Genomic DNA, 22,267 nt, shown 5'->3' with positions numbered 1-22,267 from the left:
TTTGAAGCAGTGTTACTATAGCCGTCCATCTACAAGCTCTTTACTCAATACACCTTTTACATCATAAATGATTTTTGTTGGCTTGCAGATCTCATTAAAATCAAGCGAGTCAAATTCCTTATGGGCGACTGTCAAAATAACCGCATCAAACTCTTTTGCTCCATTAAGTTCATTAATGGACACGCACTGATATTCATGCGCTACCTCACTGGGATTTGCCCAAGGGTCATATACTGTGATGTCGAGATCATAATCTCTAAGTGCATTGATCACATCAATTACTTTTGTATTTCGGACATCTGGACAATTCTCCTTAAAGGTAATGCCTAAAATGAGAACCTTTGCACCTTTTACCGGTATATCCTTTTTTACCATCAACTTCACAAACTCATGTGCCACATATTCACCCATTCCATCATTTAACCTTCTCCCAGCTAATATAATCTCGGGATGATACCCGTGCTCTTGTGCTTTCTGTGCTAAATAATAAGGATCTACCCCGATGCAATGCCCTCCTACCAATCCAGGTCTGAAGGGCAAAAAGTTCCATTTAGTTCCGGCGGCCTCCAAAACTGCATGGGTATCAATTCCTAACTTGTTGAAAATTTTTGCCAATTCATTTACAAACGCAATATTAATATCTCGTTGTGAGTTTTCTATCACTTTAGCTGCCTCGGCCACTTTAATAGAGGGCGCTAAATGCGTACCGGCAGTAATGACTGATTTATATAAATTATCGACTTGTCTCCCCACTTCCGGGGTGGAACCGGATGTTACTTTTAGAATTTTTTCGACGGTATGTTCCTTATCACCCGGGTTAATCCGTTCAGGAGAATATCCTGCATAAAAATCCACATTAAACTTCAACTGGGATATCCGCTCTAAGACAGGGACACACTCCTCTTCGGTTACGCCGGGATATACCGTTGATTCATAAATAACAATATCATTTTTCTTTAGCACCTTGCCAACTGTTTCACTCGCTTTATATAAAGGTGTCAAATCGGGTCGGTTATTCTTATCTACAGGCGTCGGCACGGTAACAATATAAATATTGCAGTCTCGGATGTCCTGTAGTTCACAAGAACAGTATAAACCTTGTTCATGCGGCAGGCCACTAACTAACACCGATTGGAGCACGTCACTTGATACTTCTAATGTACTATCTTGCCCGGTATTCAACTCTTGCACGCGTTTACTATTGATATCAAACCCCACCACAGAGTATTTGGTGGCAAATAAACGCGCTAAAGGTAACCCCACATATCCAAGGCCAATTACGGCAATTTTTATAGGTGCTGACATAGATTTTTCTTTTTCTTCAAAATACCGTTATTTTTTTATTTTAGATTTTCCCAATACCATTTTACGGCCTCTTGCAAACCTTCTCGTATTCGATGGCTTGGTTTATATCCCAATAAACGTTCTGCCTTCTCAATACTTGCCAAAGAGTGAGGTATGTCGCCTTGCCGATTAGGACCATGCTTAATCTCGACATGCGCTATTTTCGGATCATACTGAGCCAAAAATCCTTTAAATAGCCGGTGAGCTCATTTAAAGTTGTGCGATCCCCTACTGCCGTGTTATATACGGTATTTAATGCCTCTGTATTAGCAGTTTTGATAGCCAATTCATTCATTTGAATCACATTATCAATATAGGTAAAGTCTCTTGAATAATCTCCCGAGCCATTGATAAGCGGGCTTTCATAATTCATGAGTTGCTTTACGAATTTAGGAATTACGGCTGCATAAGCTCCATTTGGATCCTGGCGACGTCCAAACACATTGAAGTAACGTAATCCTATGCATTCCAGTCCGTAGGTCTTGCTAAAGATATCGGCGTACAACTCATTTACATACTTTGTAATCGCATAGGGAGACAACGGTTTTCCAATTTTGTCTTCCACCTTAGGAAGTGTTTCCGAATCGCCATATGTGGAAGAACTTGCCGCATAAACAAAACGCTTTACGCCGGCGTCTCTAGCTGCAACCAGCATATTTAGGAATCCTGAAACATTCACATCGTTCGATGTGATTGGATCCTTGATAGACCGTGGGACAGATCCAAGCGCGGCTTGATGTAAAACATAGTGAGCTCCCTCAACGGCTCTGCGGCAATCGTCCAGTACTCTAATATCTCCCTCTATAAGAGAAAAGGAAGGATTACTGAAAAAAGGGGCTATGTTGTGCTTATGCCCTGTTGAAAAGTTATCTAATACCCTAACTAAATACCCATTATCTAAGAAATACTCGGATAAATTAGATCCGATAAAACCCGCACCTCCCGTTATTAAGATGATCTCTTTACTCATTTTACGTATTTATCTATCCTCTTTTTAAATATTTTTTTAACCGTTCAAGCAAATTACCCTTCTCGTCCAATTCAGCTCCGTAGCCATAGCCGTAACCGTAGCCGTAGCCGTAGCCATAAGCATTCTCTTCTTTAGCATCGTTCAAAACAATGTTTAAATTTGGAATTTTGTTATTTTCATATACATCTTTCACAATATTCAATTGCTGCTTCCAAGTGTAATTGTAGCGTACCATGTACACACCCATATCTACTTGTTTTGCTAAAGTAAATGCATCAGCAACTTGGCCGACAGGAGACGTATCAACAATGACATAATCAAATTTTTCTTTTAATGTTCTGAATAGAACATCAATTTTAGGGCTTAATAATAATTCAGCAGGATTTGGGGGTATCGGGCCCGCAGAAATTACGAACAGATTTTCTACAAGTTTCGTATCTGCTATTAAATGATCAACCTCAAGTGACTGGTCGACTAAATAATTTGTAATTCCTTTTTTGGGTATAGGAATCTTTAAATCCTTGATTAATTTTGGCTTCCTGATATCAAATTCTAGTAACACTACTTTTTTACCTGTCAATGCCATGCTTGCTCCAAGATTAATACTAAAGAATGTTTTCCCTTCCCTTGTCATACTTGAAGTCACCAAAATTATCTTATTTTCTTTTCCGAGGGTGGCAAATTGTAAATTTGTTCGAATTAGTCTAAATAATTCAGCTAATGGTGTTCTTGCTGATTTTTGAACCACTAGTGTATGTTCTTCATCTTCGCTGTGTATTAACTCTCCAAGTATCGGAACTTTAACCGTGTTCTCCACATCACTCATTAATGTCACTCTATCATTCAAAAGATTTCTCACATAGAGAATTCCAATCGGAACACCAGCCCCCAGAGCGACTGCAAAAAGTAAGATCAATACCTTTCTAGGCTTCACTGGTGCATCACCTGCCATTGCAGGATCAATGATTCTTGAATTTGGCAATGTAGCGGCTAACGATATTGCGGATTCCTCTCTCTTCTGCAGTAAATAGGAATACAGCGCTTCTTTAATTCCTTGTTGCCGTTGGATTTCTAATAGATTGCGTTCTATAGAAGGAACACTTTGTATTCGAGATCGGAATTGACCTGAATTATTTTGAAGATTATTTAAGGTGATTTGTATACTATTTTTGATATTACTCAAGTTCTCTAATATGTTAGCCCTCAAATTAGAAAGTTGCTCATCTAAACTCTGTATCAGGGGGTTTCCCTCTTGCGTAGTACGCGATAAACGTTGGCGTTCTAATTGTAATTCATTAAACTTAGCGATCAAACCATTCAATGTAGGGTCTTGGATACTCAATGCGCTCGGTACCAAACCATTTTTACTGTCTTGTGCCCCCAAGTATTCTTCAATGGATTCTAAGATGCTTAATTGTGTTTGTGATTCAGCTAATTTTCGGCTATAATCACCCGCTTCCTGTAAATACTGCTGAGCTTCCGCGCTAACATTCGTAATTTCATGTTCTCTTTTATATCGCTCTACATTTCTCTCAACATCGGATAATTCCTTAACGAGGTATACTAATCTATCATCAATAAATTTAACGGTATTTGCAGCGATCTTATTTTTATCTTCGATCGCTTCTCTGTTATATAATTCCACTAATTTATTTAGAATATCAATTGCTTTTTCACGGTTAGCGGCTATCAAATTCAAGGAAACTACACTTGCGTCCTTACTGACTAATTTATAGTCAATAGCTTTATTATAGAAAGAAGCCAAGCGAGCTAAATTGTTAAATCTAATCCTATACTTGTCGCCCTGTTTATTTGTACCGTTAGTCGTAATAGTGAATTTGCCAAATGATGTAGTAATTTCCGAGCCAAATGTGTGTTTGCTAACTTGATCACCGTCATTTATTTCAAAACTATTATCAGCCACGATTTTCAATACCAGTTCATCTTCCGGCTCAAGCACAGCAGAATCAAGCTTATGTATTATAATTTTAATGGGCAATTCACTCCCATAAAGCTCCGTACTTCCAAAAGTCTCTTCTAAATAACAACTCGTTTCAAGTTCTAATTCTTTTAACACCCTTTGCATGAGCGTCTTCCCCTTTAGAACCTCTATCTCATTATTGATATTCTGATTACCACTAAATAAATCCAATTCGGAAAACGCTCCGCTGCCCATCTTAGGAGTCTTCTTATCATCTTGGATTAACAACGTAGTGCTAACACTGTACTCCGGCATAGCGTATTTCAAGTATAGGAAAGCGAGAAATATAAATCCAAAAAAAGAAAATAAAAATAATTTCCAGTGCCTAATATAATTGAGTAAAACCGCTTTTATGTTTATTTCGTTTTCTTCTTCTCGTTGTTTAGCTAAGGGTTCCTTCATATGCGTTATTCAAAAAGTCTTTGCCATATTAAAGCTAGGGCTGTTAAACTTGTTCCAGCTGCTGTTATTATTCGCAGAGTCCGATCTCCACTAGGATCTTTGTATTTTGTTGGTTCCACATAAACGACATCATTTTGTCGTAAATAAAAATAAGGTGAGTTCATAATATCCTTCTTACCCATGTCCAGTTTGATCATAGTACGCTCCCCATTTTCCTCTCTGATCAATAAAACATTTTCCCTTTTTCCAAACGGTGTCATATCACCAGCCATCCCTAAGGCCTCCAGAATAGTAACCTTCTCATTTGGAATGGTAAACGTTGATGGTTTAGCAACTTCTCCTATAACTGTGACCTTAAAATTTAAGAAACGTATATTCACAATGGGATCTTTCACATACTGTGTCAATTGCTTGACCATCTCCAGACGAGCCTCTTCCCGAGTCAAACCTAAAAGTTTTATCTGTCCAACTACAGGAAAGTTTATATTGCCATTTTTGTCTACTAAATAGCCTTCCGCTGATAACTGGTTATTTGCGTTGATATTACTATTTTCGCGCGTGTCAAGCGTTTGTAAGGCTCCGCTATTAAAAAGCACGTTCGATTCCGGATTTAATGTATTAACAGTGATACGCAAAATATCACCAGCTTGAATTTTTGTATCAGAAACATTAGGTATAGTTGATTTCAGTACCACAGAATCAGGTAGATCTTTAAAATAGCTTAAATTTTTCCTAGCTCCACAAGATCCCAATAACAGAAGGACTCCTGCAAGAGCGCAAAAAAGAATCCCAAATGAATTTCTCATATATTTAAATAAGGTAATAAATTATAAGCAATAAGTTATCAATAAAAAACAACATATGCCTCGTTTAAAACCGCAAATATGCAAATTTATTTTAGATAGTTGGTCTGATTGGAAAAAGAAAAGCAGATTACTTCCTTGTTGATTACAATCAATTGGCTGACTTTTATCTCCCATTTATTAGCTGTGTTAGGTACAAGAATTGTTTCAAAAAAATTGGCAAAACAAAAGCAAATATTACTTGCTTAATGAGTATTTATCATACGTGCACGATTTCTACATTCTTAACAAAACGTTTTTAATATAAGCTGCGCGACAACGTATTTTTGTTGCAAACCTTTTTTTCAAAAACGATACATTGCCCCTAGTTGTAGCTGAATATTACCACTATCTTTATTCTGAAAACTCCATAAATTCCGGCTTTCACCTATTCTATATTGATAATTATAAGCTTTTGTGAATATCAATCGGCCTGTAAAAATAAATTTTTTATAATCATAATTTCCATAAAATCCAAAATTAAAATCGACCCAGTTGCGTCTTCGATCGGCGATGAGATCGTAAAATAATGCATTGTGATGAACCAACCGTTCGAATTGGAAGCCAATTTGGCGTATTCCTCTCAACCAACTTACATTTAAAGTTTGCAAATTATTACCATAACCAATTCCGGCTCCTAATATTTGACCTAAGTTCGTATAACCACTCCTTACTATAGTATGCCCGTACATCGGACTTGTTAAACGCAATTCAACATTTTTTGACGGTTCTAATTGCGTTATTTCGAAAGCTACTTCAAACAGGTCTTTTTCATCTATAATCCTTACAGGAAACAGCTTCCTTAAGCCGAACATATAGGATCTGGAGTGATTCAATTGGACAGCCAAATCCCTTAGGTCATAAGATCGATCGTTACGCGCATATTCGCCGTAAATTTCGAACTGAGCTTCTGGTATCAGCCATCTGAAAAAGATGGACGCATTGACATCTTGTGCGGCTTGATCGGCTACATTATTAATATCTTCCGGATCAAAAATCTCGCTCGTCGAATTGGAAGGAAAAAAGGGTAAATAATCGCCTAGTTTATTTCCCATATCTTTATGGTTAACAGTGAATACCGTATTAAAGCCCAAACTAAGTCCGGGAAGCCATTTAGGTTGATATGACAAGGTTAAACCGGAAAAATAGCGCCAGTCATTAGGTTTCGGTCTATACAATTCATCATGATGATTCGGATTTCCTAATGGTGTAGGCGTAAATCCAGAATCTTCGAGTTTTCCACCTACCAACTGCCCTTCAAAGGACCCTATTGGTGTATGGATGGGACGGGTGGTATTAAGGGTAGCGTGTAGAAAACCGGGAGCATTATTACTCATCAATAAGCTATTTTTCATTCCTGGCCCCCACCATAAGCTCTCTGTGGAGATGCCGATAGAGATGGGATGAAAGTTGAGTCGAATACTGCTTTGCCCAGGAAAAAATCGTGTATACGAGTTGGTACCAAAACGCTCGGGGGCATCTATATGGTTCATATACCTATACCATTTCACCCAAGCATTTTCGTCCGCCCCTTCAAAACCTTCGAAATCACTATTCTGTGCGAAAACAAACTCCGGTCTAAACTGAATGCTCAAAAATTTATATTGCGCATACACCCCGGCGGAGGCCATGGTTTGATAACCTGCTGCGGGAATCATCCCCGCATCATTCCAGCCGTAAGGAAAATTGCTGTTAATCTGGTTTTGCCACACTAGGGGCATTAGCTGCACCATCCCCTTTCCATTCCGTGATCGATAAATGCTATTGCTATGCTCCTGTGACCCCTCAGGATCATAGATATTCGATTGCTTTAAGGCTTCATTACTTAAAGGCCTTACGTTGAAAGAAATGGTAGAGTCGAGCTTGCCTAATAATTGCAGGCGACGGTAATAATCTTCTAATACCGGTGTTCCAACCGGAAGTACCTGCGCTTTTAAACTCAAAGTCGCTATTAAAAAAAAGACTAAAAGTATATTTTGTTTCTTCATGTGCATTCTTTACTGCTTCAAAAAAATATTGCTGACCATTGGCTAAAATCGGTACATCATGCCCAGCTGCCCCTGGAAATTGAACTTATCTTGTGGAATAAAATCCCAAAAAGTTCCACCGGGTTTTAACTTAATATCGTAATTGAAATTCAATCCGTTCATGAATTTCATCCGCGCAATAAAAAGAAAATTCTTATAATCCCATTCGCCATTTAAGGTGGCCGATAGATTTACCCAATTACGACGATAATCACCACTATAGGAAAGTAAGCCATAAAATAGGTCAGTTTGCTGCTCTTGCCGTTCTAACAATATTCCCAACTGCTTTAACCCCTTTAACCAACTAATCGTTAATGACTGTACATTGCTGCCGGGGCCAATACCTGCACCTAAAATTTGACCTAAATGGGTATAACCATGGCGCACCATGGAATTACTATACCAGGTCTCGTATTCGCGCACTTTATAAGTTCTGGTTTTATCTAACTGCGTAAATTCAAAACCAACTTGAAGGTGCTCTATTCCTCCTTTCATAGGCACTAATTTTCGGAAGCCTAGTACATAGGCTCTTGAATGATCCATCTCTACCATCTTATCGCGGCCATTCCAAGCGGGTTCATTGCGCCCGTATTCGGCATAAAACTCGGCTTTACCTTTCGTTAAGGCCCAACGAACGAAAAAGGAAGAATAGCGGTCGCGGTTACGTCTTTCTTCTCGGCTCGTTGGCCCATTCGCTGTGCTGTTTTTTGAGGATGGCCCCAAAAAAGGCAAATAGTCATTGAGACCACTTCCCATTGAGTCGCGGTACACAACAAAGCTCTGCGACACGCCCAGGGATAAGCCCGGCACCCACTTAGGCTGATAGGAGAAAATAGCACCACCTATATATCGCCAACTGCCAGGTTTTGGCTCGTACAAATAATCAAAATCCGTCGGCTGATCGGCTTGCCTTGGCGCAAAACCGGAAGCAGTGAGGCCGCCGGCAATCACCTGTCCTTCGAAAGAACCGATATTGCTCCGTATGGGTTTACTACTATTAACGGTAATATGTGGAAAACCGGGAGCTGTATTACTCATCAAGAGCGAATTATGAATCCCGGGGCCCCACCATAGATTTTCTGTACTGAAACCAACCGATACGGGATCAAAAGTAGCCCTGATGCTACTCTGCCCAGGAAGAAAACGGAAATAGCTACCGTCACCAAAACGGGTAGGCATATCGATATTATTGTAGAAATCATACCAAACGCGCATCGCATTTTCGCTACCGCCCGTAAAAATAGGGTAAGATTTATTTTGCGCATATACTATCTCTGGCCTGAATTGAATGCTTAAAAACTTATACTGTGCATAAAACCCGGTACTAAAAAGAGTTTGATAGCCCACATTGGGAATCATGGGGCCATCGTTATAACCTGTCGGAAATCCACTGGTATATTGATTTTGCCAGATAATCGGTAGGATCTCAACGATTCCTTGTCCTTCTTTTTTCCAAACAATGCTATGAGAACTCCCATTTAAGCTATCAGGCCAATAAATATCTCGTACACCTAAAGCACCAGCGCTTAGAGGGCGTATGTTGAACGAGATGGTTGAATCTACTTGCCCCAGCAATTGCAAACGTCGATAATAATCGTCTAATGCTGGAGTGCCCAATGGAAGTCCTTGTGCTTGTGCTTGTTGATAAAAACTACTTAAAAAAAGAAGCGAGAAGGTTATGTTGTATAGAAATGTTCTCATTTAGTGCATTTTTGTTATGCTTGTGAAGCTGCTCTCTCTTGCAGCAAAAATTATGCTAATTCTTTTTTATCTTTCTAACGAAGGAAATAAGCAGATCCGCTACAGCCTGTTAACTAAAGTGCTGGCCTTTTACTTCGGTTAGTGGCAGCAAAAATCCATCCCAAATTGCTTTCCACAACATTTTCCGTTGTTTATTTTGATAATGTTTAAATAAGCGCAAAAAGTCAATACCGGCTTTCATTATTGCTTTTAGTTTACGTAGTCCCTCCATGTGTTTACGGATGAAAAAAATACGATTTCTGTTTATATAGTAGACAAAAAAAGGTGAACGCTGCCCACCCGTCAGCGAGCTCTCTTTATGTAAAATCACTAAACTAGGCATATAATAGATTTTATAACCTAATTGTGTCGCTCTAAATATTAGATCGGTATCTTCGTAATAAGCAAAATAACGTTCGTCCATTGGCCCCACTTTTTCCAAGACTTCTCTTGCCAATAACATAAAAGTTGTAGGCCCATAGTTTACATAATGAGCTTGATCATATTGCCCTCGGTCTTCTTCGCCGGCACCGATATGCACCGTTACGGCCGTAGCAGTATTTAAATGGGCCCCTGCCATGCAGATTTTCCGGCTGTCATAAAAGAGCATTTTGGGGATTATAATCGACTCTTGATCAGCCCTTGCTTTTTGAACCAAATGCTGCAGTAAGTTAGGTGATACAAGCTCAATATCATTGTTTAATAGGAGTATATGGCTATAATGCTTTTGTAAAGCAAGTTCGATACCCTGGTTATTACCTTTGGCAGCCCCGTAATTGGCGGGATTTTTTTATATGGGTATAAGCAGGAACGGGATAAGCAGCCAGTAATGTTTGCAATAATTGGTCACTTGTAGCACTGGGAGAATTGTCGATTAAATAGAGATGATATTGCTTAAAACTTTGCAGCGAAAGCGTCTTAAAAAAACCTGTTAATACGGCATCACTCTTATACAAGACAGTTACAAGCGCAATCTCCATAGCTTTTAATGGATTGATTTTAGCAAAACGCGCGCAATAAGCGCACTAGCCGTTAAAAATACCAGAAGAAAAGCGCCGATAAGGGCTCCTTTTATAGGCCCCATGACATCGCTCTCAAGGGGTAAAATAGGCCGATCAATAATTTGTAATATGGGCATCTCTTTTCGCAAACTAATTTTGGCGAGCTCCTGGTTTTTAACTAGCTCTTCTAAAATCGCTGAATTCGCTTGCACATCTACCCGCCGTCGTTGGGAGGAAACACCTAATTGCTGTAAAGCTCTGTTTGGATTAGGATTGGCATCTGTAGCAGCTGCTACCCCTCCAATAGCCGCATATAGTGCTTTCCGCACAGAATCTACTTGATGCGTGAGAATATTAAGGTTATCCTGTTCTTTTTTTGTTTTAGTTTCTACATAAAAGTTCATGACCCGATGAATGAGCTGTTCAGTAAATGTTTTCGCAAAAAGCTCATCTGTGCTTTTGGTGCTCACTTGAATAATATTCAATTTTTTATCGGGCTTTACCACCGTCAAGCTTTTCTTAACGATATGCCTGTACAATACTTGGATTAAGCTATCTTGAAGTGAATTTCCTGACGGCAAAGCCGTAGCAGCAAAAGAGAAATCTTTTAGCTGGGATTCTTCGTCCCAGTCAGCACGAAAGCCACTTGCCATAGCGTATCGATTGGCCAAAACTACTTGTTCTCCTTCTAAGTCGACTTTGCTTAATAGCGTCTGGGTGATCATTCGTTGAGAACGAATAAATTCTAAAATATTATCGCCTTGAAATAGACTGCTACTTTCCCCAACACCTCCTAAATCAATCCCAAATTGTGATGCGATGCCAGCGTAAGCGCTGAGGCCACCGCCTCCTCCTCCTTGCTCGGCCAGGACGAAACTGAGGGATGCTTTATATTGGTTTTTTTAAAAAGAGCATAGCAAATGCCGATGACGCTTCCGATTATTAAAGCACCAACTAATAGAAGCCATTTATTCTTTACATAGGCAGCTACCTCTTTGCCTTTATGTACCAGCTCATGCAAGGTTAGCTGATTATCTTGGTTTGTTTGGTTCATTCGCTATTTTCTATGATGATATATTATACTATTAGTAATCATCGACTAGTCAATTATTCCCTGCGAAGATAACGCTTTTTACTTTTTTCCTGTTAATTTCTTCAAGGTGTCTTGATTGATCTGCTTCCGTTCTCGATCAAATAGCCAGCCCCATTTGTTGAAATATTGAATAGCCGACTTCATATGCATGCGAAGAACCTTGCTATTATGATACGATTCTTTTTGATAGCCATGGCTGATGGATACATGGGGATAAAAGACGGTACGAGCAATATGCCCAATACGCCGTACCAGATCTACATCTTCCAGGTAGAGAAAGAAACGAGTATCAAAACCGCCTAAGGTTTGCAACACGTTATTACGAACAAACATAAAGCAGCCGGATAGACATGGTATATCGGCGATTTGATCGTACTGAAAAAATGATAATTCGTATTGTTCGTTCAACTGCCTTGCCCAGCGTCGGTTTGGTGCGAAACGACGACCAAATAAGTTAAAGGGTGTAGGCAATAACTTACACAGTCGCTGCAATTGTCCATTCTTGTATAGAACTTTTGGCATCACGAGGCCTATATCCGGATGTTGATCCATAAATGCCGTCAAGTGTTCTATCACACTTTCATGAAAAGCGATATCCGGATTTACAATTATATGATAGTCCGACGCCACACAACGTTGTATGGCCAAATTATGTGCTGCGCCGAAACCGATGTTTTCGGCGTTGGAGATATACTCGATCCGTTCGTTATTAGCTAAGCTTCGAAAATTATCCTCCGTTGAATTATCCACTAGATATACCTTATTGATCAAGGGGGAGGAAAGGCAGCTCCGCACAGCTTCTTGAACCTCTAAAGGATCATTATGATAGAGAACGATGGATGCCGTAATTGTCATGTTGTATTATCAGATGCACTTTAGGCCAGCTCCCACCGACCGGATTCTAAATTGAATTTTTTATATAATCGAGCCGGGTTGCCCATCAGCAGCGAATAGGAAGGAAAGGATTTTGTGACCACCGAGCCTGCTCCAACAACGCAACCCTCGCCTAAAGTTACCCCCGGCAAAATAACCACATTTTCGCCTAGCCAACAACGATTACCTATATGCACAGGTCTGGACCGTAAGGGCCGGTCGATCGGCGCAGCCATCATTTCGCGGCTATCGCATTGATTATCGAACGAGCCGTGATTATGATCAGTAATAAATACTTTACTGGCAATGAGCACCTCGTCCCCAATTGAAACCTGCTCCACGGCACCGATATGAACATAATCATTTAATTGAACCCGTTTACCAAACTGAATACAGGTATCTATTTTTTGAATAGGTAAAGCCTCTAACCTGCACCCAACGCCTGTGGTAAGACCTTCACCAAGATGGATGTGACGAGCGTTACGAATCTCAAACGGAAACCGTATGATACGAGCTTCCGGATAAAATAGCTTTGTACGAATCAAATGTATTAGCAGCTTGATACTGCCTCCAAAACCATATTTTTTCAGCATATTATCTTCTTAACTTGACAATGGCCAATCGACGAATATACTTGATTAAGGAATAAAATACCAAAAATACATATTCTAAAAAGCCGACAACACCGAGCTGATAACCTAATCGCATGTTCTTGAGCTCACCCTTTTCCATTTCCTTTAAATTGGAGGATAAACCGGAAAAACCAAAATTGGGTTTCCCATCTCCGGTAATCACTAAACTTTCGTTTAATAAAACACAATGATGCTCGTTACATACACGAATCCAAAAATTCCCTTCTTCTGCATAGCGCTGTTGTTCGTCAAAGTAACCGGTTTTGTCCAGTACCTCACGCTTAAAAATCACGGTAGGGGTAACGAAAAAGGTTTTGTATAATAGTAAATGTGCTGAAATAGGTGTTAGATGTTGAAACTTTTTAAACAACCATCTTTTCCAATACTCGCCATTCCGATTGGTACCTAAAAAGTCGATCGCCGGGTTGGCACGCAGAATACCTATTTGTCTTTCTAATTTAGTCGGCAACCATTCATCATCGGCATCTAATAACGCGATGAAGAGGCCCTTTGCTTGACGCATACCTACGTTTCGTGCACAAGAAACACCACGGTTCGCTTGGTTAATCAACTTAAAGGTAATATGATCTGTATTTTGTGCTGCGATAAAACGCTGAACTTCATCTACTGATCGGTCACGGCTTCCATCGTTCACTATGATTACCTCCAGCGGTCGGTACTGCTGATTGACAACGGACGTTAGCGTTTTTTGAATACTCTGTTCTGCCTGATACATCGGAATAACCACGCTAACCAATGGCATTGTTGCTGTCGCATTTAGATGCGTTTCTCCCTGATTTGTTAACATAGAACTCGTTTTAGTTGTATTCTTAGCTCTTCTGCCACATTTGCCACGCCGAAATGTTCCTGTAGCATTTTAAATGCTACTTCCCTGTCTGTTTGGGATGGTGTCTTTAAATGTATAATGGAGCGAATGTATTGTTCCATCTCTTCTAAGGTATCAAATAACACTCCGGGAGGTTGCGCAACAATGGCAAAGATTTCGGAAAAGGATGGATTGCGTAATCCTAAAATGGGTTTACGAGCGGCAATGGCGTCCATAAGTGCACCGCTGCCGGTTAATTCGTAACTATCCGTCCCATAACAAAACAGGGCATAATCAGCAGAGGCTAACGCCTCTTGGTATACGGCAAGTGGCAACATTTCGCCTTTCTTGGGATAAACAACGTAAGAATTAACATAGGGAGCCATTTCGGGCAAAAGGTGCCCGACTACTTGAAAAATAAGCTTACGCTGCGCTATTTCTTCTTTAAACTGTTTAGCCAGCTCAAAAAAGTGTTGAGACCCTTTGGATAAACGCGCGACACCTAAGTGAACAAAGGTGACTACATTTGCTGATTTTTGTCTAGCTAACGGCGGTGGAAAAAGATAAGGATGCGGTATATAAAGTAAATGTGCAGGAGGTATCAACTGCTTTTCTTGAAGATAGCTTTGCGCCCGTCTCTCCAATACGATATAATATAAACCGCTCCGCTTCCTGCGAAAAGCATTTCGAAGCAGCCATGCGTATAAACGGTCAACAGCTTTATTTTGCGCTGAACTTTTTAGCAATTCCAATCCATGTAGTTGTACAAAAATATTGCATTTTTTAAAGAAAAAGACGCGGTAGCAGCTCAATAACCATTGAGCTGGTGGCGATAAAAAAGCAAAATAAACCAAATTTACAGCATCTCTGTGCGCCTGTATTAAAAGTTTAGTTAAAACCCAACACTCTGCTGCATGCTTATAAATCCATCGAATTTTATTAGCTGCCGATAGGGCCGGCACGTTTAAGGGTTTATGGGTAACTTGAGCACTCAATGGGCTCTGTTCTTTTAACGCTAGCAAATGATCCGGAGAGCACCATAGTGTAACAGCAGCCTCTGGATAGACGCATTGAAGTACCTGAAGCATGGCCGCATTGAAAGGCGCATGTTGATTACCCCGCATAAAAGGCTCGATATAGAACAATTGCTTACTCACGAATAATATCTGTTGGTGCAAAAATCGTTTCAAAAGGTACGTACAAATCATAGTACACAGAAATCAAGTTATAGAGTCGGAAGGCTCCAAACAACAATAACACTAAAAAAGCAACCAAACGTAAACCTTTATCTTTTAAATAAAAGACCAAATAGGCTAATACAAAAATTTCGAATAATAAAAAGCCGGTCGATAAGCGTGCCATAACGGGTAAGCTTACCATAAACAGAAAGTAAATTATATTACCAAATACAAGCAGGTTAAGATATCCGGTGTATTTTGCCCGATCTATTTGCGCAACATGCGGTTGAAAAGCGATAAATAGGGGTAAAAAAATGGCTCGTTTGGCGACACCAATGGCAAAGGCTACATAGAGATTGCCAGACATATCAAGTGTCTCTTCGTTGTAAAACAATAATTTCTCACCTACTCGGGAATCGACCCCGGCCAAGTGCATGGCTAGACGCGCCAGTAGACCGCCAATATCTACAAAACCTAAAATAAGCGATACTGATAACGAAATATAAATTAATTGCGGCGAAAAACGCATTGGATAAATCCAATAGGCAAAAATAAAAAATACCGCGGTGACATGTATGAGGGAAGCGATGGTAATGATGAAGACAAACGGGATGAAACGCCGCTTGATAATGGAAGGAATAGACCAAAGCGTAATGGAAATGGCTAGATATTGCCTTACAGCGAAGATATCGGCCATATAATAACAGAAATACAAAAAAAGACTCAGCAGCATGATGTTTTCATGCTTATAAATGAACCGCGCCTTTAAACCAATTGTTAAGATCGCAATGAGTGTTAGCAGTATGGAGTAATTATCCGTAAATACTTTTACTATATAGTTTAAATAGGTAAAGCCTCTCTCCATCATATTGGTTTCAGGCTTTTCAACATAGCTTTCTACTTTACTGAAATAATCGGTATATGAATACCAGTCGGTACCGACATTCCAACGTATCGAACTGATAAAAATAAGAACCAACACGAAAAACCAGAACAGGATATGCTTGATTTTCTCTGCATTTTTAATAAGATCTAAAAGTGCAAAGGTACCGAGAACCATATATAGGATAATGTAAATCAAAGCCTGGTGGTGTTGATGGTTTGTTTAACAGGAACAAAATCCGCTAAAACACGGGCAGCTGTCACCTTATTGTTTCTCATTTGATCGTTAAGTGCGCTCCGTGCCGCCGCAAGTGCACTGATATGGTTCGCGATTTCCTGTGGATAGGCAATGATTCTTCGTTTAAATTCGGCCATATCGTTTACAACAAAATAGTCGGCCACACCCTTGTACCCCTGTGCACTTGATTGATGTACAAGTAGAGGTATCCCCTTTTGAATGGCCTCCATCACTTTAATCTTAACGCCACCTCCTAACGAAACCGGTACTACCATCAGATCGCATTGCTTAATATAAACGTCTATATCTTCAACAGCTCCCGTTATATGAATATTGGCCGATTGCAGCTGTTGGATCTCTATTACGGGATTTTTCCCGACGATATAAAAATGATAGCTTGGGTCTTGCTCGATTAACGGGTGGAATACGTCTTTTACAAAGTGCAAAACACCTTGGATATTGGGGTACCAATCCATCATACCGATAAAAAGGAGATGGCTACACTGTTGTTTATAGTGATCTTTTACAGGCTTCAGCGGTAGCGCGGGGGATAATAGATAACTCTGCTGATCATTATTTCGAATCTTATTAAATAATTGCTGATCATATTCGGAAATTGCAATAAGCCCATCGGCTTCCCGTACTACACGGTGCTCTACTGCCCGATAGCGGAAATTGGCCAAACGATATAGCTTTCTTTTGAGCGGATGGGCGATACGGAATTGTATATACTCGAGATGATTCTCATATTCATAATTATGTTGATTGAGCACAATGTTAATTGTTGGACGGAGCCGGCGGATAGCCGGAAGAAGATAAGCCGAGTAAAGTTCTAATATAACGATCGCATAATCATTTTGCTGCAATTTTTTAATAACAGCGCGACGCAATGCCGGAGATTCACGAAAAATATTGTGCCCTCGTTGTAAGAGTCTAATCCGTTCGCGGGTAGGATGAATAGGCTCTACCTGCACCTCCTCGATACTGCACGGCAGCTTACTAAGCAACTCTTGGCCGTAAGCGGTGCGAGGCCCCTGAAGGGTAAGGACATCCGTGGGTACTTGCGAAGCAAAGGCTAATACATTGTTCATCGCATACATAGATGCACCATCGCCCGTAATATCGATACGTAGAGCTATATATAATAGTTTTGCTGCCATTGCGTGCCCAAAAATACAATTATTAACGTTTTAATGAATTCTTTGCTTTACCTAGTTTTGCCTGAAGCATTTCCAAGAGTGCTGATAAGTGAGGATTATGAAAGGCAAAGCATTGAATACCTGCATAAATCAATATGGTGGCAGATATAATTAGGACCAATTGCAACGGGACTGAGGAGATATTAACCACAATTAACCGACAAACTACAACAACAGGTAGCGATGCTAATAATGCTTGCCAGAGCAATTTCCATGCGGGCCGAAAATTTACTTTCCTCAAGGCATAAAAAATCAGTAAGGCTAAAACGGAAAACTCGGTAATGACAGACGAAAGGGCTGCACCTACCTGGCCTAAAAAAGGAATGAGGCTAAAGTTGATGAGCAAACTGATAAGCATTCCTGTGATAGCGGCTTTGAAAAACAGCCGTTCATTATTAGTTGGATTTAGGATCTGCATGCCGAAGACGTTACTTAAGCTGATAAACAGGATAGAAGGGGCCAAGATTTGCAGCGACCTAACCGCTTCTGTGAATTGCGAACCAGCATACAACTCGATGACCATAGGAGCCACTATGTATAAACCAATGCTGGCCGGTACACTCAACAATATGGTGTATCCAAATGATTTTTCCAGTAATAAGTTCGCGCTTTGTTCATTTGCTTCGTGGAATGCCTTGGAAAGCGGGGGAATCAAGACGGTGGAAAATGCAACGAAAATCATAACGACCAATTTAATAAGACGAGCAGATGTTGCATAATAACCAACCTGCGCAGGTGTTGACAAAAAACCCAGCAAAGCGGTATCCAACACGGTATAAACACTGGTCACCAAACCTAGTGAAAAAATATATAACAAAGCCTTTCCGTGCTTTTTAAAGATATTTCGACTTCGACGAAGGTGAATAAAGCGTTTTGCATAAGTAATATTAAAAAGCACATTAATCAATACAGATATACAGGATATCCCATAGTACCATACTTCATCACCCGGTTTATTTACCAATAAAAAGATAGCCAATATGGAGAAGGCACGTACCACCAAGGTTCTTTTCGTAATATAAGGAAACTCCTCCAAGCCTTGAAATAGCCACTCAATCGCCAAGCTCTGAAAAAACAATGCACCTGCGCCGAGGTAAAATAAGGGGCGATACACTTCAAAATGTGACGAGGTGAAAAAGATGCCCACATACAGCGAAACAGCAAGTGCGGTGGTTGATAGATGGATAATCAGTAGTTCGCTAAAGACTTTTGATCGCTTTTCCGGGTTGCCTTTACTTTTAGCAATTTCTCTTACACCGTATATGGGAATGCCTAAAGCTGCTGCTAAAATAAAATATTGTGTAACACTGTCTACAAAACTTACGTTTCCAATACCGACAGGTCCTAAGACCCTCGAAATATAGGGAAAAGTGATCAGGGGAAATAAAATCTGACTGATAGATAAAAGAATATTATAAAATGCATTCTTTTTAATGGTGCCCATGGTAAGGACAAACTTAGATAAATTGCTTTTATATACAACAAAATAGTTTAGCAATTGCTAGACAGCAGACAACTATATAACGTATGCCTTGAAGGGTAAGGGGTAAAGTAAATAAATGGAAATATAGCCTTTTGTTGAATAAGCTTTGACAAAAGGGCTTTAGATAAATGTCTTAAAAAAACTACCTTTGGCATCTCGGCATGCATCTTGCTAGGAGCACTTATTATTCTAATATGAGAAAATACGTATTTGTTTTTTTAATCGCCTTCATTTCCCTGCACATCTTTTCGTCTTTTGTACATGCGCAGGCTCAATACATACCGTTTTCTCATCAACTCTATCAAAAACTTGATCGGACACTTTATAGTAAAGATACCCGGTTGCATACGAGTATCAGGCCACTTGTGCTGGATTCAGTCTTACAGCCAGCCTATGACTCGATCATGGCTTTAGGCGTTCGCGATCGACATACCTGGCTTGGACGGAAGCTGTTTAATGAGCACTTGATTGATATAAAAAAAGCGGATTATACCTTTTATGCCGACTTTCTTCCAGATTTTCAGATTGCTCGGTCATTTAATGAAAAACGAAATCCATGGACTAACACACGTGGATTTCAAGCAGGTGTCACCATCGGTAATAATTTTTCATTCTATACTAGTTTTTATGAGAATCAGGCTTTGTTTCCTGATTATGTAACCGATTATATAGAAAGAAATAAAGTGATTCCCGGGCAGTTTGGCAAGCTTTATGACCAAAGAACCGGCCGTAGCCAAGATTGGGCCTATGTAACAGCCAATGTATCTTATACACCGATCAAGTATTTAAATATTACCTTAGGGTATGATAAAAATTTTATTGGGGATGGCTATCGCTCCATGCTACTGTCAGACGTTTCCTCTCCGTATACGTTTTTGAAATTAACCGGCACGTTAGGAAATGTTAAGTATATGAGTATGTGGACTTATATGCTTGACCCCTTTGCCTCAAGAGATAGCAGTACGGTGACTGATATCTACAATCGAGAGAATATGGGTGACCTCGGGAAATGGGGTGCTTTCCAATACCTAAGCTGGAATGTAAATAACCGACTTTCGATTGGCTTATTTCAATCCATTTTATGGGCACCAAAGAATGCCGGAGGCAGGCGTGGTTTCGATGTCAACTACCTGAATCCGATCATCTTCTTGCGCCCTATAGAAACAGCAAATACCAATTCGCCGGATAAAGTACATATCGGCGCTACCGCGAAATATAAAGTGCTAGACAATATGTCGGTTTACGGGCAACTATTGCTGGGTGAGCTCTATACCAAAGAGCTATTCAGTGGCAGCGGTTACATCAATAACAAAAATGCTCTCCAATTGGGCTTCCGAGGCTTTGACGCATTTGGCATTAAGAACTTGAACTTTTTGGGCGAGTACAATAGTGCAAGACCTTACACCTATCAGCACTTTACGCCGATAACAGCTTATACGAATTACAACCAGCCATTAGCCCATATATTAGGCGCTAATTTCAGGGAGTTTGTGGGACGCCTTCATTACTCCTTTCAGAAATTTGATTTTTCTTTTCATGGAAATTTTGCCAGATATGGTTTGGATCCGAGTAATAGTATAAACTACGGGGGAAATATTTTTAAATCATATGAAAATTACGTTCAGTTGTATGGTAACCGCATCGGCCAAGGGCTGACAACAGATCTTACTTATTTAGATCTTCGGGCAGCCTATTTAATTAATCCTAAATATAATTTACGCTTCGAAGTTGGTGGCGTCTTTAGACAGGAAAAAAATGACAGCTGGACGAACAAAACGGCTGTTTTGAATATTGGCTTAAGAGCTTCATTTAGGAACTGGTATCAGGATTTTTAGCGCGATCTGCTAATTGGCCAAACCGAATGATCTTTTTTTTTGTTGAAATTGCAGGAAAAATAAATTAATCAGTTTAATTTGGCAGCATTGTTGTAGCAAAATATCCTAAAAGGCCGTTATTAGAAAACCTTTTATTTACAAATATTTTTGACAGATGATTTTAATACCAAGGCGAATTTGGGTATAGAGCAAATAAGAGAATCGACGTAGATAGGTTGTGAGTTGGGATAGCTTTGCCTAGCGGGTTGACCGTTCGCAAAAGCATATTGCATATTAAGTAATTTATTTAACAAAAAAATCCATTGATTGATCACCGTCTTTGGTGAAATATATAAATTCACTTACCTTTGGTATTGAATGTTTAACTAAAACGATTCGTATGCTAACATCATTACTTCCTTTTATACTTGCATTCCTAACTGCCTTAGTTGCGATTCCTGCGATTATTAAGATCGCTTATTCGAAAAGGCTGGTGGATGACCCCTCGCTTGAGTCTAGGAAGATACATAAACATTCAGTACCTAATTTGGGTGGTGTAGCGGTATTTAGTGCTTTTGCTTTGGTTAGTTGTCTTTTTATTAATGACAACATGTTGCCAAAAGCGAACTTCATTTTTGCCTCAGGCATCATCATCTTTACCATTGGCCTTAAGGACGATCTAATTGCATTGGATCCCTATAAAAAATTTATTGCCCAGTTTATTACCGCCTTTATCGTAGTTTATTTTGCCGATATCCGTTTTACTAATTTCTATGGCGTAATGGGGATTCATGAGATTGGTCCTATTTTGAGTTATACCTTTACAAGTTTCGTTGTGGTATTTATTATTAACGCCTTCAACTTGATTGATGGAATCAACGGCTTGTTGGGATCGATCTCTGTTTTTGTTAGTTTAGTTTATGGAGCACTGTTCTATTTTGTAGACGAAAAGGGTTTAAGTATTCTTAGCTTTAGTATGGCAGGTGCGGTTTTGGGTTTCTTAAAATACAATATGAGAAAACGTGCCCAAATATTTATGGGCGATGCCGGAGCTTATTCCATTGGCTTCATTATAGCGATCTTAAGCATTCGGTTTGTAGAAATCTATAAATTTGATGCTATAACAAATCCTTATCCCTGGGTGCACGCCGCCCCTGCGGTGGCCATAGCTTTATTGATTATGCCTATTTTTGATACCTTCCGTGTCTTTACCCTTCGGATATTACGAGGAAAATCTCCTTTTATGGCCGATCGAAACCATTTACATCATCGATTATTAGATTTGGGTTTAACACATTTACAGGCTTCCGGCATTATTGTGACCACGAATGTACTCATTGTTTCTTTAGCACTCTCTATTCAAAATCAAATGCAAACTGCTGAATTAATGATGTTAATCGTATTGGCCACCATATTTTTCAACATGATGCTATGGATTTACGAGGTGAGAAACGTAAACAGAATCCATGTTATTCAAAGAGCACGATCCATTGCGTCTAAAGCAAATAAAAATTTGGCATCTAACTTAGAAAAGGTAAACAATACGGCTATAGATTCAAGTTTAGCGGAAGTACGCATGCTTGCAGCAAAGGAATACTTAAATGGCCACCGTGAATCGGAAGCCGCAAAACGTTTTACTCAGGAAGTGTTGGATAATCTGGAAAGAAGTAAAAATTAGCTCTTCAAAGCGCCATTATATCTCGTATCCGAATAAACTTCTCAAAATTTTGCGACTATATATA

The 22,267-nt window shown here is 39.7% G+C and carries 19 protein-coding genes; 2 read left to right on the top strand and 17 right to left on the bottom strand.

The genetic code is table 11. The features are described 5' to 3' along the window. Positions 1-15: 15 nt before the first annotated feature. The 17 genes from QT327_RS23145 to QT327_RS23065 form a co-directional block, all read right to left on the bottom strand. A complete protein-coding gene (locus tag QT327_RS23145; RefSeq protein ID WP_149105217.1) occupies positions 16-1,305 on the bottom strand; it encodes a nucleotide sugar dehydrogenase in 1,290 nt (429 codons plus the stop codon). A gap of 196 nt (positions 1,306-1,501) precedes the next feature. Then, entirely contained in the window at positions 1,502-2,314 is an 813-nt protein-coding gene (locus tag QT327_RS23140) for an NAD-dependent epimerase/dehydratase family protein (RefSeq protein WP_289554120.1), read from the bottom strand. A 13-nt stretch (positions 2,315-2,327) separates the two neighbouring features. Continuing rightward, positions 2,328-4,697 carry a GumC family protein gene (locus QT327_RS23135; RefSeq protein ID WP_149105215.1) on the bottom strand — a complete coding sequence of 790 codons (2,370 nt, stop codon included), beginning with the start codon at positions 4,695-4,697 and terminating at the stop codon, positions 2,328-2,330. A 5-nt stretch (positions 4,698-4,702) separates the two neighbouring features. Next, positions 4,703-5,503, bottom strand: a complete 801-nt coding sequence (locus QT327_RS23130) for a polysaccharide biosynthesis/export family protein (protein ID WP_149105214.1) — start codon at positions 5,501-5,503, stop codon at positions 4,703-4,705. A gap of 341 nt (positions 5,504-5,844) precedes the next feature. Beyond that, entirely contained in the window at positions 5,845-7,527 is a 1,683-nt protein-coding gene (locus QT327_RS23125; protein ID WP_149105213.1) for a capsule assembly Wzi family protein, read from the bottom strand. Positions 7,528-7,569: 42 nt separating this feature from the next. After that, positions 7,570-9,267, bottom strand: coding sequence for a capsule assembly Wzi family protein (locus tag QT327_RS23120; RefSeq protein WP_289554119.1), 1,698 nt, complete (start codon positions 9,265-9,267; stop codon positions 7,570-7,572). 109 nt (positions 9,268-9,376) lie between these two features. Then, a complete protein-coding gene (locus QT327_RS23115; protein ID WP_354004795.1) occupies positions 9,377-9,916 on the bottom strand; it encodes a glycosyltransferase family 2 protein in 540 nt (179 codons plus the stop codon). 145 nt (positions 9,917-10,061) lie between these two features. After that, positions 10,062-10,286, bottom strand: coding sequence for a hypothetical protein (locus tag QT327_RS23110; protein WP_289554118.1), 225 nt, complete (start codon positions 10,284-10,286; stop codon positions 10,062-10,064). Between the two features lie 5 nt (positions 10,287-10,291). Then, entirely contained in the window at positions 10,292-11,032 is a 741-nt protein-coding gene (locus QT327_RS23105) for a hypothetical protein (RefSeq protein ID WP_289554117.1), read from the bottom strand. 68 nt (positions 11,033-11,100) lie between these two features. Further along, complete coding sequence (locus QT327_RS23100) at positions 11,101-11,361, bottom strand: hypothetical protein (protein ID WP_289554116.1); 261 nt, start codon at positions 11,359-11,361, stop codon at positions 11,101-11,103. A gap of 78 nt (positions 11,362-11,439) precedes the next feature. Continuing rightward, positions 11,440-12,255 carry a glycosyltransferase family 2 protein gene (locus tag QT327_RS23095; RefSeq protein WP_289554115.1) on the bottom strand — a complete coding sequence of 272 codons (816 nt, stop codon included), beginning with the start codon at positions 12,253-12,255 and terminating at the stop codon, positions 11,440-11,442. A gap of 20 nt (positions 12,256-12,275) precedes the next feature. Next, entirely contained in the window at positions 12,276-12,866 is a 591-nt protein-coding gene (locus tag QT327_RS23090; protein ID WP_289554114.1) for a DapH/DapD/GlmU-related protein, read from the bottom strand. A 1-nt stretch (position 12,867) separates the two neighbouring features. Continuing rightward, positions 12,868-13,713, bottom strand: coding sequence for a glycosyltransferase family 2 protein (locus QT327_RS23085; protein WP_289554113.1), 846 nt, complete (start codon positions 13,711-13,713; stop codon positions 12,868-12,870). Beyond that, positions 13,707-14,888, bottom strand: coding sequence for a glycosyltransferase family protein (locus QT327_RS23080; protein WP_289554112.1), 1,182 nt, complete (start codon positions 14,886-14,888; stop codon positions 13,707-13,709). The genes QT327_RS23085 and QT327_RS23080 overlap by 7 nt, the downstream gene beginning before the upstream one ends. After that, complete coding sequence (locus tag QT327_RS23075; protein WP_289554111.1) at positions 14,881-15,990, bottom strand: EpsG family protein; 1,110 nt, start codon at positions 15,988-15,990, stop codon at positions 14,881-14,883. The genes QT327_RS23080 and QT327_RS23075 overlap by 8 nt, the downstream gene beginning before the upstream one ends. Further along, positions 15,987-17,189 carry a glycosyltransferase gene (locus QT327_RS23070; protein WP_289554110.1) on the bottom strand — a complete coding sequence of 401 codons (1,203 nt, stop codon included), beginning with the start codon at positions 17,187-17,189 and terminating at the stop codon, positions 15,987-15,989. Before QT327_RS23070 ends, QT327_RS23075 begins: the two co-directional genes overlap by 4 nt. 22 nt (positions 17,190-17,211) lie before the next feature. After that, entirely contained in the window at positions 17,212-18,672 is a 1,461-nt protein-coding gene (locus QT327_RS23065) for a flippase (protein WP_130854372.1), read from the bottom strand. A gap of 233 nt (positions 18,673-18,905) precedes the next feature. On the opposite strand from QT327_RS23065, the gene QT327_RS23060 reads away from it, so the two are divergent. Both QT327_RS23060 and QT327_RS23055 read left to right on the top strand, forming a co-directional pair. Beyond that, positions 18,906-20,546 (top strand): gliding motility protein RemB, encoded by a 1,641-nt coding sequence (locus QT327_RS23060; RefSeq protein ID WP_130854373.1) that lies wholly within the window; start codon positions 18,906-18,908, stop codon positions 20,544-20,546. Between the two features lie 379 nt (positions 20,547-20,925). Continuing rightward, on the top strand, positions 20,926-22,203 hold the full coding sequence (locus QT327_RS23055; protein ID WP_130854374.1) for a glycosyltransferase family 4 protein: 1,278 nt from the start codon (positions 20,926-20,928) through the stop codon (positions 22,201-22,203). The last annotated feature ends 64 nt before the right edge of the window (positions 22,204-22,267 follow it).

Origin of the sequence: Olivibacter sp. 47 (genome assembly GCF_030372825.1) — a bacterium.
Classification (GTDB): Bacteria; Bacteroidota; Bacteroidia; order Sphingobacteriales; family Sphingobacteriaceae; genus Olivibacter; species Olivibacter oleidegradans.
Note: the sequence above shows the minus strand (reverse complement) of the source record. Positions and strands in the feature narration are given on the sequence as shown.